A 15,107-nucleotide genomic window follows, 5' to 3' on the forward strand; every position below is an offset into this window, starting at 1 on the left:
TCGCCCCCGCCGCCCCTACCCGTCCCATCCCTGGGGGCTGCGCCCCCAGACCCCCCTTTGTCGCGCTGAACGCGCTCGTCCTCAAACGCCGGACGGGCTGAAATGCCCCCGGATGATCGTCAGTACCTCGTCCCGGATCTTCTCCATCGTTGCCTTGTCTCTCGCCTCCGCGTTCAGGCGCAGGAGGGGCTCCGTGTTGGAGGGGCGGACGTTGAACCACCAGTCCGTTGCCGTGATCGTCAGGCCGTCCAGGTCGTCCAGGGTCACGCCCTCCTGGCCCTCGTACGTCGTCCTGATCGCGGCCAGGCGGGCCGTCTGGTCGGTCACCGTGGAGTTGATCTCGCCGGAGCCCGCGTAGCGGTCGTACTGGGCGACCAGGGCCGACAGGGGGCCGTCCTGGCCGCCGAGGGCGGCGAGGACGTGGAGGGCGGCCAGCATGCCGGTGTCGGCGTTCCAGAAGTCCTTGAAGTAGTAGTGGGCGGAGTGCTCGCCGCCGAAGATCGCGCCCGTGCGGGCCATCTCCGCCTTGATGAAGGAGTGGCCCACGCGCGTGCGCACCGGTGTGCCGCCCTGTTCGCGGACGACCTCGGGGACCGACCAGGAGGTGATCAGGTTGTGGATGACCGTCCCGGAGCCGCCGTTGCGGGCCAGTTCGCGGGAGGCGACCAGGGCCGTGATCGCCGACGGAGAGACCGGGTCGCCGTTCTCGTCGACGACGAAACAGCGGTCCGCGTCGCCGTCGAAGGCGATGCCGAGGTCGGCGTTCTCCTCGCGGACCCGCTTCTGGAGGTCCACGATGTTGGCCGGGTCGAGCGGGTTGGCCTCGTGGTTCGGGAAGGTGCCGTCCAGCTCGAAGTACATGGGGACGACGGTCAGGGGCAGGCCGGCGAAGACCGTCGGGACGGTGTGGCCGCCCATGCCGTTGCCCGCGTCGACGACGACCTTCAGGGGGCGGACGGAGGTCAGGTCGACGAGCGAGAGGAGGTGCGCCGCGTAGTCCTCCAACGTGTCACGCTGTGTGATCGTTCCCGGAGTCACGGGCTCTGTGTCCGGCTCCGGTGCGCCCTCGTCCAGCCAGGTCTCGGTCAGTTCGCGGATCTCGGTCAGGCCCGTGTCCTGGCCGACCGGTGCCGCGCCCGCCCGGCACATCTTGATGCCGTTGTACTGGGCCGGGTTGTGCGAGGCGGTGAACATGGCGCCTGGCAGGCCGAAGGCGCCCGACGCGTAGTAGAGCTGGTCCGTGGAGCACAGGCCGATCTCGGTCACGTCGACACCGCGTGCCGCCGCCCCGCGCGCGAAGGCCCGCGACAGGCCGGGCGACGAGGGGCGCATGTCGTGTCCGATCACGATCGCGTCCGCCCCGGTCACCTGGACGAAGGCAGCGCCGAACAGTTCCGCCAGCGGCTCGTCCCACTGGTCCGGGACCACACCACGTACGTCGTACGCCTTCACGAGCTGCGACAGATCTGCAGACACGGCCAACCTTCCTGAACGTCCTATCGGTCACCCCAAACTACCCGCCCACACTGACACCCCGCCGACCGGAAGTCCCTGGTCACGCGCCCACCCCAACGTTCTTGTCCTCACGGCAGCATCCAGCCCAGCACCACCGTGCTCTGCCCCACCACGATCAGGCACATCACCAGCAGCAGTCCCAGACTCCAGGGCAGTACCTTCCGCAGCAGGTCCCCCTCCCGGCCGGCCAGCCCGACGGCCGCGCACGCGATGGTCAGGTTCTGCGGCGAGATCATCTTCCCCAGGACACCGCCCGAGCTGTTCGCGGCGGCGAGCAGTTCCGGGGACAGCCCGGACTCCCGTGCCGCCGTCACCTGGAGGGCGCCGAAGAGCGCGTTCGCGGAGGTGTCCGAGCCCGAGACGGCGACGCCGAACCACCCCAGTACCGGCGACAGGAAGGCCAGCCCGGCGCCCGCCGCCGCCACGAAGTGGCCGATGGTGGCGGCCTGTCCGGAGAGGTTCATGACGTAGGCGAGGGCCAGGACGGACGTCACGGTGAGGATCGCGAACCGCAGTTCGTAGACGGTCGCCGCCCATTCCTTGACCGCCACGCGCGCGTGGACCCCGATCACGGCCGCCGTGCACACCCCGGCGAGCAGCACGAGCGTGCCGCCGGTCGAGACGATCGGCCAGGTGTAGACGTTGCCGCCGACCGCCTCCCCGTCGGGGTTCACGACGTTCAGGAAGGGCCAGTCGTACGTCTGGGTCGCTCCGGCGAGCCAGTCCTTGACCGCGGGGATCTGCGCGACGGAGAAAATGGCGACGATCAGGGCGTACGGGGCGTAGGCGCGCAGGACTTCGGGGCGCGGGTCCTCCTCGTCGAGGTCCTCGCTGCGGACGCCGGTGAGCACGGCGACGCGTACGGGTTCGGCGGCCGGCCTGCGCGCGTGCGGTACGGCCATCAGGGCGCCCGCGCCCGCCAACGCGGCGCCGATGTCGGCGAGTTGTGCGGAGACGTAGTTGGAGGCGGCGAACTGGGCGACGGCGAAGGCGAATCCGCAGGCCACGGCGGGCACCCAGGTCTCGCGCAGTCCCCGTCGGCCGTCGACGAGCCAGACGAGCACCAGGGGGACGACGAGGGCGAGGAGCGGCGTCTGGCGGCCGACGACCGAGGCCACCGAGTCCAGTGGCAGGCCGGTGACTTGAGCGAGTGTCACGACCGGTGTGCCCATCGCGCCGAAGGCGACGGGCGCCGTGTTGGCGACGAGCGCGACGACCGCCGCGCGCACCGGGTCGAAGCCGAGCGCGACGAGCATGACCGAGCAGATCGCGACGGGTGCGCCGAAGCCGGCGAGCGCCTCCAGGAGGGCTCCGAAGCAGAAGGCGACGACGAGGGCCTGGATGCGCGGATCGTCGGACAGGCGCCCGAAGGAGCGGCGCAGGATGTCGAAGTGCCGGGTGCGGACGGTCATCCGGTACACCCACAGGGCGTTGACGACGATCCACAGGATGGGGAAGAGACCGAACACGGCCCCCTGGGCCGCGCTGGAGAGCGTCTGGTCCACCGGCATGCCGTAGGCGAGGCAGGCGACCAGAGCGGCGGCCAGGAGGCCGATCAGGCCTGCCCGGTGTGCCTTCATGCGCACGCCGCCGAGCAGGACGAGGACGATGACGAGGGGCAGGGTCGCGACGAGAGCGGACAGGCCGAGCGAGCCGGCGACGGGTTCCAGTTCCTGGACGTACACGGGCGCCTCCCCGGATTCCGCGATGCGGAAAACGATTTCTCACGGGTGACGGAATGGTCGTGTCCGCGACAAGCTCACGTCAATGCGCGTGCGTCACTCAATGAAATCGCCGTACGGAAATCACGGGAGTGCGGAGGGCGTCGCGCCCTGAAGAGCCTTGTGCCCGCGCTCAGTTGTCCGGGGAGCGCAGCACCCTCAGGTGCCCGCGACGTGGTGCGACCTCGCGCGGGTCCGCCGTGCGTGCGCCGCCGGCCCCGGCCGCCCGGTCCTGCGGACGGGCCGCCTCACGGACCGCGTTGGCGAGCGCCTCCAGGTCGTCGCCGCTGGGACGCGCGGGAGCGGAGGAGTCGAGGAGCCGGACGACCTCCCAGCCGCGCGGCGCGGTGAGGCGCTCGGAGTGCTCGGCACAGAGGTCGTAGCAGTGGGGTTCGGCGTAGGTCGCGAGGGGGCCGAGGACCGCGGTCGAGTCGGCGTAGACGTACGTCAGCGTCGCGACGGCGGGACGGCCGCAAGCGGTGCGCGAACAGCGACGTACAGGGCTCACGACGTTGGACGGTACCGCACTCTTGAGCGGGCCGCGACGACTCCCCACCAGGTCACTCCCCCGTGTCGTGCTGTGAAACCGCCCACACGGGTCTTCTTGGACAACTCGTTGACCTGGGACGACATCGGGTCACGAGATACCGAACAACCCCGACCCCGATCACTACTTGCCGCAAACCATGTCAATTGCCATGAGGTCGACGCTCCGGACGATCGAAGAGGGGTACGAAATCAAGCCCAACCTTGGCCGGAATGATCATTCTGTGACACAGGCGGGCGCAGCGTGCCCGGCAACCGTGCGGGGGTCGCGGGGACTACTCTTCGTCAGTGATGGACAACCCCGTACCGCCCCGCGCCGCAGGCCCCGGCCCCCGCCGCCGTGATCGCCACGGCCGTGGCATGCGCGGCCCCGTGGCGCCGCCGCAGGTTCCGCTCTCCGCGAGCCGCGCCGAGGCGTTCGCGGATCTGGTGCAGGACTCCGTGGAGCGGCTGGAGCGGCGCTGGCCGCAGCTCTCGGACATCGACTTCGTCGTCCTCGAAGTGCCGAGGCTCGAAGGTCCGCCCGAGGCCTGGGCCGACGAGACGGTCCCCTTGGGGGGCACGATTCCCGCTCGCGAGGGTCACCCCGCGCGCGTGGTGGTCTATCGCCGCCCGGTCGAGATCCGCACCAAGGGCCGCGACGAACGCGCGGCCCTGGTCCACGAGGTCGTCGTCGAGCAGGTCGCCGAGCTGCTGGGGCTCACCCCGGACACCGTGGACCCCCGGTACGGCGAGGACTGACACCCTGCCGCCGCCGGACGCTCACTTCTGCAGGACCGACAGATCCTGCTCCGCGTCCGGCACCGCCACCGTCCCCCGGTCGTCCGGGAGCGTCTGGACCGTGAACGCCGGGACACCGTCCGCCGGGGCCACGAGAGTCCTGGAGGCGTAGACGGCTCCCCCGGAGACCCGCTCGACCGTCAGCGCGTACGTGCCCTTCAGGCCTGCCGGGACGGGCAGTTCGACGTCCTGGGTGGTGCCGCCCTTGATCGTGTACGTCTTCGTCGCCGCCGTACCGCCCTCGGTGCCCGCGGACGCCGTGACCTTGACCTGGGCGGCGCTGCCCGGAGCCGTCAGGGAGAGCGTGGTGCCCTTGGCGGTGTTGGCGGCGGCCGTCGCGCGCGCGGAGACCGGGCCCGTGGCCGGGATGAACGCGGTCTCCTGGTTGGCGCCCTTGCCGCGTACGACCTTCAGGGCGGCGACGAACGGCACCGACCTGTCGGTCGGGGTGAGCACCAAGGAGCCCGCCTCCCCGCGCGTGACGTCGCCGAGGTCGACGGCGGCGGTCATGCCCGCCTTGATGTGCAGCGTCTCGTTCCCGGCCGGGGTGATCAAACCGTTCGGGGAGGCGAGGCGCACCTTCAGGTCGGCGTCGCTCTCGCTGGGCGTGAAGGCGATCAGGCGTACCGAGGTGGCGTCCTTGGGGATGCCCGGCAGGACCAGGCTGCCCGCCGGTTCGGCGGACGCGGTCAGCCAGTCGCCGCCGGACTTGGCGTCCAGGGCCTGGACGGCCGCGCCGACCCGGCCGCTGCGCACGCTCACGTGCACGGTGAGGTCGGTCTGCGGTGCGTCGGCGAGCGTGGACAGCAGGATCGGCTCGCTGCCGTTCGGCGGGACCGTGATGCCCTCGCCGACGTCCGACTTGAGGCTGCCGTCCTTGCCGTACAGCTCGATGTCGACGACCGCCGCGGAGTCGTCCGGGTTGGTCAGGTGCACGTAGTCCGTGCGGCCGGCGGCGGTGCTGGCGCCCGGGAACCAGAACTCGGTGTCCGGGACGGTGCAGTTGATGCCCAGCAGGCCGCGTCCGGTGCCCGCGGCGACCTCGGTGGTCTCCTGCACGGCCCAGCCCGGCGCGAACCTGCCTTCGGCGGTGCCGACGAGCGCGGGCGTGTCACCGCCCGAGGTGTCCCCGGTGACCGGCTTGCCGGGCTCCTTGGGGGTGAGGACGGGCTTGACGGCTTTCGGCTTGCCCTTCGCGCCTGCGGCCGACTCGACGGTGGCGGCGGCCAGTTCGGCCTTGCCGTCGCTCCCGGTGCCCTCTGTGACGGGCGTGAAGGACGTGTACGTCGTGTCCGCGAGGTCGGAGGTGCTGGGAGCCGGGCAGAGCAGGCTCGTGCGCTCCACGGGCAGCTGGGCGGCCGCCTTGGCCGTGCCCGCGTCGGCCGCGTCCGGTGTGCTGAGCGAGGCGAACCCGGTGACGGCGGCGAGCGCGGTCGTGCCGGCGATCAGGGAGATGGTGGTGCGGTTCACTGCTGGCTCCCGTCGGGGCGCTCACCCTGCGGGTGGGGCTGGTGTGGCTGCGCCGGGTCGTACGCGGGGTCGTAGCCCTGGGTGTACGTCTGGTCGTAGGCCGTCGTCTGGGGCGAGGCGCCGTACGCGTACGGGTCGTACTGGCCGTTCTGGTACGGATCGCCCTGGTACGCCGGGTCGTAGGTGCCCGGCGGGTACTGCTGGGCGTTCTGGTACTGGTCGGCGTTGTAGCCGTCGTACTGGGTGCCCGCGTAGGCCGCGGTGTTCCATTCGTCGCCGTACGGCTGCTGCTGCGGGATCGCGGCCGGGACCTCCTCCGCGGGAGGCGGGATGTCCGCCGGGAACTCGGCCTGTTCGTCGGCCTGTTCGGCCTCCGCCTCCGCCTCCGCCTGGGCGCGCAGGCGGCGGGCTCGGCGGCCCTCGCCGGTGGCGGTCTGGGCCGGGATCTCGCGCTCTTCCTCGGGAAGGTCGTCGTCGACGTCCCGGCGCCGACCCGGCAGGGCCATGACGACGAGGACGACGGCGAGCGAACCCTGTGTCCACAGCCAGGCGGTGTGGCCGATCGGGGTGTCGAAGACGACGTCCAGCTTCCCTCCGGAGGAGGGAAGCTCGAAGCCCTGGGCCCAGCCGTCGACGGTGGTGGGGGTGAGGGGCTTGCCGTCCAGGGTGGCCGTCCAGGCCTCGTCGACGGAGTCGGCGAGGCGCAGGACGCGGCTGCCGGAGCCGGAGCCGGCCGGGATCGTGGTGTGGATCTCGACGGGGCCTGCGGCGACGGGCTGCGCCTCACCGGAGCCGGAGCCGGACGCCGGGACGATGGCGGCGCGCGAGACCTCCTGGTCGACGCGCCACAGCGCGCCGCTCTCCTGCTGGCTGAGCCTGCTCAGGCCTGGTGTGGCGTCCAGGACGCGGGTGACCTGGCGGGGCGTGCCCCGGTGGACCAGGACATAGCGCACGGCGAAGCCGCCGAGTTCGTCGGCCTGGTCGGCGCCGGAGCCCGCGACGAGGTTGGCGACGACCTTGTCGAGGCGCGCGTTCTCACCGCTCTCGGCGGCGAGTTCGCCGTCGCCGAGGCGGGCGCCGGAGCCACGGACGAGGGTGTAGCCGACGCGGGCCGTGGAGTCGCTGGCCAGGACCAGTGTGCGGGCCTGGTCGCGGGTGCCGCTCTCCTCGGCGACGAACGCGGGCACCTGGACCGGGTCGCGTCGTTCCAGGGGGCCGTCGGCGCCACGGATCATCCAGCCGGCGGCGAGGAGCAGCGGGCCCGCGGCGGCGGCGAAGGCGATCAGGGCGGCGACCGGCTGGCGCCAGCCGAAGCTCTGCTCGGCCACGCGCGAGCGTGCCCCGTCGGCGCCGAGCGTGGCGGCGGCCAGCAGGGCGAGGCCGTAGACGAGGGTGGCGGGTCCGGCCCACGCCGAGCTGTTCGACAGGACCGCGAAGACGAGCGCCACCAGGGCGACCGCCCAGGCGGTCCAGATGCCGAACTGGCGCTCGGTGCGCAGCAGGGCGGCCAGCGCCGCCAGTACCACGCCGATGAGCATCAGGCCGCTGACCGTGCCGGGGCCGCCCGGGCTGGCGCTGAGGAGGTCGAGGGCGCCGGCGGTGCCGGAGCCGTACTCCAGACCTGCTTCCTGGAAGAAGCCGAACGGGAGCAGGGACAGCGACCAGGGCGCGAGGACCAGCAGCGGTACCCCGAGCTGGGCCAGGAAGCGGAGGCCGTAGGCGGTGATCTCGCCTCGTCGTACGACGAGGAGCGCGACGCCGAGCAGCAGGGCGATGGGCCACACGATCGGCGTGAAGGCGGTGGTGATCGTCAGCAGCAGCGTGTACGCCCAGGTGGCGCGCCAACTGCCGCGCGCTCCCGAGGCGTGCGCCAGACCGCTTGCCGCGATGCCCGCGCGGGCCATCAGCGGGAGGAGGACGGCGAGTACGGCGGTGCCGATCCGGCCGCCCGCGAGGGCGCCGGTGGCGGCGGGCAGGAAGGCGTAGACGACGGCCGCCCACGCGCGCAGGAGGCGTGATTCGACGAGCGGGCGGGAGGCGAAGTACGCGGTGAAGCCGGCCAGCGGCACCGAGGCGACCAGCAGGACGGTGACCGCGAGGCCCGTCGAGCCGAACAGGGTGGAGGCGAGCATCGCGACGAGCGCCAGATAGGGCGGCGCCGACGAGGTGTCGCCCACGCCCACCGGATGCCAGGCGTCCAGATAGCGCGCCCAGAGTTCGGCGGAGTCGGCCGGGGCGGGCAGCAGCGCGCCGCCCGCGAGGGCGCCGCCGCCGAGCAGTTCACGGCAGGCGACGAGCGAGACGAACAGGAGGACGAGGAAGAGCACCGGGCCGGGCTTGCGGGCGATCCGCTTGAGCCGGACGAACTGCTCGACCTCCAGGAAGTCGGCGTCGTCGCCGCCGGGCCCGGACTCGACGGCGCCGCCGTGCCGGCCGGCCCCGGAGGTGACCTCGGGGTCGGAGCGGCCGACGAGTTCGCCGGCGGCCTGTTCGATGGTGGCCCGCACGGTCGCGCCGGGCGGCGGGAACAGGGCACGCAGCTCGCCCTTGTCGATCTGGGGGGCGCCTCTGTTGCGGCGCCCGGCGATGATCCGCTCGGGCCGCAGGAGGGTGCCCAGGAGGCCGCGGATCTCGTCGACGGCCTGTCCGGGGGCCTTGCCGACCAGATACGCCACCGTGCGCAGCAGGGTGCCGAGGATCACACGCAGCAGCACCCAGGGCAGCTGCGCGGTACGGCTGTTGACGAGCAGGGTGTAGACGGCGCCGGCCTTGTCGACCTTGTGCGGGGACGCGGAGGTGCGGCCCACGCAGTCGACGGTGCGGCGCTCTCGGGAGGACGCCTCGGCGTGCCGTACGACAGCATCGGGGGCGACGAGAACGCGGTGGCCGGCGGCGGTGGCGCGCCAGCACAGGTCGACGTCGTCGCGCATCAGGGGCAGCCGACGGTCGAAGCCGCCGAGTTCCTCGAAGACGTCGCGGCGTACGAGCATGCCCGCGGTGGACACGGACAGCACCGGGCGGACGTGGTCGTGCTGGCCCTGGTCCTGCTCGCGGCGGTCCAGGCCGGTCCAGCGGCGGCCGGAGTTGGCGATGGTGACGCCGACTTCGAGGAGCTGCCGGCGGTCGTACCAGCCGCGGAGCTTGGGGCCGACGACCGCGATGTCGTCCCCTCGGCCCAGTTCGTGCTCGGTCTCGACGACGCGCAGCATCTGGGCCAGGGCATCCGGGTCGGGGGCGCAGTCGTCGTGCAGCAGCCAGAGCCATTGGACCGGCTCCCCGTGGGGCAGCTCCGGCATGTCGTACGCGTCGTCGCGCCAGCTGCGGGTGACGGGGTCCCAGCCGCTGGGGCGCTTCAGGTACGTCAGCTCGTCCGGGGTGAGGACGGGCGCGGTGCGGTTGGCCTCCTCGACGGCCTGGCCGAAGCCGGTGCGGCGGGCGAGGTGCAGGACGCGGTCGGCGCCGAGGGCGTCGGTGACCAGCTGGGCGGAGTCGTCCGCGCTGCCGGTGTCGGCGGCCATGACGTTCTGCACCGGGCGCTCCTGGCCGAGCAGCCCGGCGAGCGCGTCGGGCAGCCAGCGGGCGCCGTCGTGGGAGACCAGCACCGCGGTCACCACGTGACGCGGGAACTCGGGCGTGGTGGCAGTGCCGTAGTCGGCTGCCGTGTGGCTGTGCGCGGACATCGAGGTACGGGCCCCGGTTCGGTGGACTGTGGTGGACGCCTGAGCCCTCTGTGAGCGGCGGGGCGTCTCGGACGAGCAGCCACACTAGCGGCTGGGCAGAGCAGCGGCCCGCCGCCTGTGGATAACCCACCCGCGACGGGCCGTTCGCTGCGTTGTCCTGCGTTTGCGTTGCGTTGTGCCGGTTTACGTGGAGCCCGGTGCCGTACGCCTCAGACGGCGGCCTTCTTCAGCCGGCGGCGTTCGCGCTCGGAAAGGCCGCCCCAGATGCCGAAGCGTTCGTCGTTCGCGAGGGCGTACTCGAGGCACTCGGAGCGGACCTCGCAGGCGAGGCAGACCTTCTTGGCCTCGCGGGTCGAGCCGCCCTTCTCGGGAAAGAAGGACTCGGGGTCGGTCTGGGCGCACAGCGCGCGCTCCTGCCAGCCGAGTTCCTCGTCCGCGTCGTCGACCAGCAGTTGCTGCACCGTCTCGGTCATGTGCGCCCCTCGTCCGTCTTTCGCGTCCCCGTGAGGTTGCCGTCAACCGATATCGGCCGAACGACACGAGTGAAATTACAAGTGTGCTGCTCCGGGCGAGTCAAGCCGAGATCTGCTATTGGGCCCCTTATTCACTCTGCGGAACCAAGGCCATGCGGAAAGTGTTCAAATCGGCATAAACCTTGACAGGCAGAGGAGGCCCCAGGAGGACGACCGCCCCCGCACACAGAGCCTGTACGGGAGAGGACGCCCAGAAGTTCGATCTCGTTCCGAGGTCGGTGCGCCTGGTTGTGCGCCATGTGTCCCCGAAGACGCACACACAAACCTTTCACCTGAGAGATGAACCGGATGAGGTGAAACATGTCCCACATACCGGGCGTCGAGTTGACAGTGAAGGTGTGAACCGGTGTTCTTGTGGGCATGCTCGCGAACTTGGCACTCACCTCGACCCGCCCCGTGCGGTCCCTCGGTGCTGCCCCTGCTCGCTGTAGCTGTTGTTGCTGTTCCAGCTGTTGAGCCCAACGCGCTCCGGCTGCCTTTGAGTCCACCGCGACTCGGCTGCTGTTCCCCCCGAAGCCCACATCAGGGCTCTGTTTTTCCCGGCCTTCCCGCTCGCGACCCGGGCAGACGGTACGCGACACCCAGCCAGCCCCCACACTTCTCCCGCCGAGGACCTCCGCACTCCATGAACAGCGACAGCGACCTCCAGATCGCCGGCGACATCCTCGAAGTACCGCACCTCCTCCAGGCCCCGCGCGAGCACCCGGCCACCGTCGCCGACTTCGTCGGCCTGGCCCGCACGATCGCCGAGGACCGCTCCCAGTGGGCGCACCTCGTCCAGTACGACGCGACCTCGCGCTGGTACCACCGGCTGCGCACCGGCCCCGGCTACGAGGTGTGGCTGCTGTCCTGGGTCCCGGGCCAGGGCAGCGGACTGCACGACCACGGCGGCTCGTCGGGCGTCCTGACGGTCCTGGACGGTCAGCTGACGGAGCGGACGGAGCGCGGCACGCGCGCGTTGCGGGCGGGTTCACAGCGGGTGTTCGCTCCGGGGTACGTCCACGAGGTGGTCAACGACGCGCTCGAACCGGCCGTGAGCCTGCACGTCTACTACCCGGGCCTGACGGAGATGCCGATGCACGCGGCGCGCTGCGCGCCGTCGGCCGCGGTGACCGGCTGACGCGTTGTCGTACCCGCCTGCCAGACTTGTCCGCATGCGCATTGTGGTTCTGGCAGGCGGCATCGGTGGTGCCCGGTTCCTGCGCGGTCTTCAGCGGGCCGTGCCGGACGCGGACATCACCGTCATCGGCAACACCGGCGACGACATTCACCTCTTCGGGCTGAAGGTCTGCCCCGACCTCGACACGGTGATGTACACCCTCGGCGGCGGCATCAACGAGGAGCAGGGCTGGGGGCGGACCGACGAGACCTTCCACGTGAAGGAGGAGCTGGCAGCGTACGGTGTCGGGCCGGAGTGGTTCGGCCTCGGCGACCGGGACTTCGCCACGCACATCGTGCGGACGCAGATGCTCGGCGCGGGTTATCCGCTGAGCGCCGTCACCGAGGCACTGTGCGACCGGTGGAAGCCCGGGGTGCGGCTCATCCCGATGTCCGACGACCGCGTGGAGACCCATGTCGCCGTCGAGGTGGACGGCGAGCGCAAGGCGGTCCACTTCCAGGAGTACTGGGTGCGGCTGCGGGCGTCCGTGCCGGCCGAGGCGATCGTGCCGGTCGGCGCGGAGCAGGCGAAGCCGGCGCCGGGGGTCCTGGAGGCGATCGCCGAGGCCGACGTGATCCTCTTCCCGCCGTCCAACCCGGTCGTGTCCGTCGGCACGATCCTGGCCGTGCCCGGGATCCGCGAGGCGATCGCCGAGGCCGGGGTGCCCGTGGTGGGCCTCTCCCCCATCGTCGGGGACGCGCCCGTGCGCGGGATGGCCGACAAGGTGCTCGCGGCGGTCGGCGTGGAGGCCACGGCCGCGGCGGTCGCCGAGCACTACGGCTCGGGGCTGCTGGACGGCTGGCTCGTCGACACGGTCGACGCGGGTGCGGTGGAGCGGGTGGAGACGGCGGGCATCCGCTGCCGTGCCGTGCCGCTGATGATGACGGACGTGGAGGCGTCGGCGCAGATGGCGCGCGAGGCGCTCGCGCTGGCGGAGGAGGTGCGGGGCGCGTGAGCGGTGAGGTTTTCGGTGACGGTGGCGCGGTCGGTGACGGCGGCACTCTCGGTGACGGTGGCGGTGCCGATGGCGGGTATCGGGTGTGGGCCGTGGGTGGGCTGCCCGAGGTTCAGCCCGGGGACGATCTCGCGAAGCTGATCGCCGCCGCTGCCGGGCCCGGGCTGCTCGACGGGGACGTACTGCTCGTCACCTCGAAGATCGTGTCCAAGGCCGAGGGGCGGGTCGTACAGGCGGCGGACCGGGAGGCCGCGATCGACGCCGAGACCGTACGGGTCGTCGCCCGGCGTGGGCCGTTGCGGATCGTGGAGAACCGGCAGGGGCTGGTGATGGCCGCGGCCGGCGTCGATGCCTCCAACACACCGTCCGGGACGGTCCTGCTGCTGCCCGAGGATCCCGACGCGTCCGCGCGGGCGATCCGGGACGGGCTGAGGGACGCCCTGGGCGTCAACATCGGGGTCGTCGTGACCGACACCTTCGGGCGACCCTGGCGCGCGGGGCTCACCGACGTGGCGATCGGCGCCGCGGGCGTACAGGTGCTCGACGATCTGCGCGGGGGCACGGACGCGTACGGCAATCCGCTGTCCGCGACCGTCGTGGCGACGGCCGATGAACTGGCCGCCGCCGGGGACCTGGTCAAGGGCAAGGCCTCCGGGCTGCCCGTCGCGGTCGTGCGGGGGCTGCCGCATGTCGTGGCCGACAGCGGTGAGGATGTGGGGGCGCGGGCTCTCGTGCGCGACGCACGCGACGACATGTTCCGGCTCGGTACGTCGGAGGCCGTACGGGAGGCGGTGACCCAGCGGCGTACGGTGCGGGCGTTCACGGACGAGCCCGTCGACCCCGGTGCGGTACGGCGGGCGGTCGCCGCCGCTGTCACCGCGCCCGCTCCTCATCACACGACGCCCTGGCGCTTCGTACTGCTGGAGTCGCAGCGGTCGCGGACCGAGCTGCTCGACGCCATGCGGGACGCCTGGATCGCGGATCTGCGGCGGGACGGGAAGAGCGAGGAGTCCATCGCGAAGCGGGTGCGGAGGGGTGAGGTGCTGCGGGGGGCGCCGTATCTCGTGGTGCCGTGTCTGGTGATGGACGGGTCGCACACGTACGGGGACGCTCGGCGGGACGGGGCCGAGCGGGAGATGTTCGTGGTCGCGACCGGGGCCGGGGTGCAGAACTTCCTTGTCGCGCTCGCCGGGGAGCGGCTCGGGTCGGCGTGGGTGTCGTCGACGATGTTCTGCCGGGATGTCGTGCGGGAGGTGCTGGGGCTGGAGGCCGGGTGGGATCCGATGGGGGCGATCGCGGTCGGGCATCCGGCGGAGGCTCCGCGGGCTCGGGTGGATCGGGATGCGGGGGCGTTCATCGAGGTGCGGTGAGGTCGACCGAGGTGCGGTGAGCTTGTGGGGTTCGATTCCTCCGGTTAGGAACGGTTTTCGTGGCAGGACGGTTCGCTCCTCAGCAGCCTTCGCGGCCCACTCGTACGACTGTGCGGGGTGGGCATGTCGTGGTGCCTGGTGGGGTGCCTCGGCAGGGTGGTGCTCCTGGGATGACCCGGACCTGGGTGCCTGGTGTGCCGCTCGATCTCGGGCTCGTTCTCGGGCCGTTGCGGCGGGGGCCGGGGGATCCGACGTTTCGGGCCTCGTCGGACGGGTCCGTGTGGCGGGCCAGTCGTACGCCTGACGGGCCCGGGACCCTGCGGGTCGCGCTGCGGGACGGGGTGGTCCGGGGGGAGGCGTGGGGGCCCGGGGCCGGGTGGCTGCTGGAGCACTTGCCCGGGTTGCTGGGGGCGGACGACGATCCCGAGGCGTTCGAGCCTCGGCACCGGGTGGTCGCGCTCACCCGTCATCGGCGGCCGGGGTTGCGGCTGACTCGCACCGGGCTGGTCATGGAGTCGCTGATTCCGTCCGTGCTGGAGCAGAAGGTGACCACCGATGAGGCTTATCGGGCTTGGCGGTTGCTCGTGCGGAAGTTCGGGGAGCCTGCGCCTGGGCCCGAAAGCCTGCCCCAAGGGTTGTTCGTTGTGCCCGCTGCTCGGGACTGGGCTCTGATTCCGTCCTGGGAGTGGCATCGGGCCGGGGTCGACAACAAGCGGGCCTCGACGATTCTGCGGGCGGTTCGGGTCGCGGGGCGGCTGGAGGAGGCTGTGGGGCTGGATCCGGAGCGGGCTCGGGCTCGGCTGGAGGTGGTTCCGGGGGTGGGGCCCTGGACGTCTGCGGAGGTTGTGCAGCGGAGTCATGGGGCGGCGGATGCGGTGACTGTGGGGGATCTGCATCTGCCGGGGATTGTGGGGTTTGCGTTGGCGGGGGATCGGGATGCGGATGATGACGTGATGTTGTCGTTGCTGGAGCCGTATGCGGGGCAGCGGCATCGGGCGGCTCGGTTGATTCTGTTGAGTGGGCGGGTGCCGGGGCGGCGGGGGCCGCGGATGCGCAAGGGGGATATTGGGCGGCTTTGATCTCGCCCCCGCCGCCCCTACCCGTCCCATCCCTGGGGGCTGTGCCCCCAGACCCCCCTTTCGGCCTGAACGGCCTCGTCCTCAAACACCGGACGGGCTGGAGGGGAAGGCAGAGGCCGACGCGCTCGCCCTGAAACGCCGGACGGGCCGAGTTGTGACGGCCGGGCTCGCTTTCTCAGCGCCGGCCCGCACCCCCACCCAGCCCGTCCGGCGTTTGAGGGCTCTCTGCTGCCTGAGGTAGGTCGCCCGTGTCCCAGCACAATGCCAAGCCCCGCACCACCGCCGTCGTCCTCGCGGGC

11 protein-coding genes are annotated in these 15,107 nt (G+C 71.9%); 5 read left to right on the top strand and 6 right to left on the bottom strand.

The features are described 5' to 3' along the window. Window positions 1–81 precede the first annotated feature (81 nt). The 3 genes from ACWCRB_RS44535 to ACWCRB_RS44545 all read right to left on the bottom strand — a co-directional run bounded on the left by ACWCRB_RS44535 (window position 82) and on the right by ACWCRB_RS44545 (window position 3,792). Entirely contained in the window at window positions 82–1,476 is a 1,395-nt protein-coding gene (locus ACWCRB_RS44535; protein ID WP_451001523.1) for a phosphomannomutase/phosphoglucomutase, read from the bottom strand. A gap of 107 nt (window positions 1,477–1,583) precedes the next feature. Continuing rightward, window positions 1,584–3,200, bottom strand: a complete 1,617-nt coding sequence (locus ACWCRB_RS44540) for an L-lactate permease (RefSeq protein ID WP_451001524.1) — start codon at window positions 3,198–3,200, stop codon at window positions 1,584–1,586. Window positions 3,201–3,369: 169 nt separating this feature from the next. Continuing rightward, window positions 3,370–3,792 carry a DUF3499 domain-containing protein gene (locus ACWCRB_RS44545; RefSeq protein WP_235478208.1) on the bottom strand — a complete coding sequence of 141 codons (423 nt, stop codon included), beginning with the start codon at window positions 3,790–3,792 and terminating at the stop codon, window positions 3,370–3,372. A gap of 281 nt (window positions 3,793–4,073) precedes the next feature. On the opposite strand from ACWCRB_RS44545, the gene ACWCRB_RS44550 reads away from it, so the two are divergent. Further along, window positions 4,074–4,523, top strand: coding sequence for a metallopeptidase family protein (locus tag ACWCRB_RS44550; RefSeq protein WP_451001531.1), 450 nt, complete (start codon window positions 4,074–4,076; stop codon window positions 4,521–4,523). Window positions 4,524–4,544: 21 nt separating this feature from the next. Here ACWCRB_RS44550 and ACWCRB_RS44555 read toward each other — a convergent pair whose 3' ends face one another. From ACWCRB_RS44555 to ACWCRB_RS44565, 3 genes are all read right to left on the bottom strand, one after another. Beyond that, on the bottom strand, window positions 4,545–6,032 hold the full coding sequence (locus ACWCRB_RS44555) for a DUF5719 family protein (protein WP_451001525.1): 1,488 nt from the start codon (window positions 6,030–6,032) through the stop codon (window positions 4,545–4,547). Further along, window positions 6,029–9,712 carry a glycosyltransferase gene (locus ACWCRB_RS44560; RefSeq protein ID WP_451001526.1) on the bottom strand — a complete coding sequence of 1,228 codons (3,684 nt, stop codon included), beginning with the start codon at window positions 9,710–9,712 and terminating at the stop codon, window positions 6,029–6,031. The genes ACWCRB_RS44555 and ACWCRB_RS44560 overlap by 4 nt, the downstream gene beginning before the upstream one ends. Window positions 9,713–9,921: 209 nt before the next feature. Further along, the gene (locus ACWCRB_RS44565; RefSeq protein WP_010034659.1) at window positions 9,922–10,185 is read right to left on the bottom strand and encodes a WhiB family transcriptional regulator; all 264 of its coding nucleotides are present in this window, start codon (window positions 10,183–10,185) and stop codon (window positions 9,922–9,924) included. Window positions 10,186–10,870: 685 nt separating this feature from the next. Between ACWCRB_RS44565 and ACWCRB_RS44570 the strand changes: the two genes are divergently transcribed. Genes ACWCRB_RS44570 through ACWCRB_RS44585 form a run of 4 tightly spaced genes read left to right on the top strand, consistent with a single transcriptional unit; the run spans window position 10,871 to window position 14,808 of the window. Further along, window positions 10,871–11,365, top strand: a complete 495-nt coding sequence (locus tag ACWCRB_RS44570; RefSeq protein WP_451001527.1) for a cysteine dioxygenase — start codon at window positions 10,871–10,873, stop codon at window positions 11,363–11,365. A gap of 34 nt (window positions 11,366–11,399) precedes the next feature. After that, a complete protein-coding gene (cofD, locus tag ACWCRB_RS44575) occupies window positions 11,400–12,359 on the top strand; it encodes a 2-phospho-L-lactate transferase (RefSeq protein WP_451001528.1) in 960 nt (319 codons plus the stop codon). Continuing rightward, a complete protein-coding gene (locus ACWCRB_RS44580; protein WP_451001529.1) occupies window positions 12,356–13,729 on the top strand; it encodes a coenzyme F420-0:L-glutamate ligase in 1,374 nt (457 codons plus the stop codon). The genes cofD and ACWCRB_RS44580 overlap by 4 nt, the downstream gene beginning before the upstream one ends. 59 nt (window positions 13,730–13,788) lie before the next feature. Beyond that, on the top strand, window positions 13,789–14,808 hold the full coding sequence (locus tag ACWCRB_RS44585; protein WP_451001530.1) for a DNA-3-methyladenine glycosylase family protein: 1,020 nt from the start codon (window positions 13,789–13,791) through the stop codon (window positions 14,806–14,808). Window positions 14,809–15,107 lie beyond the last annotated feature (299 nt).

Source organism: Streptomyces sp. NPDC002156 (assembly GCF_053593675.1).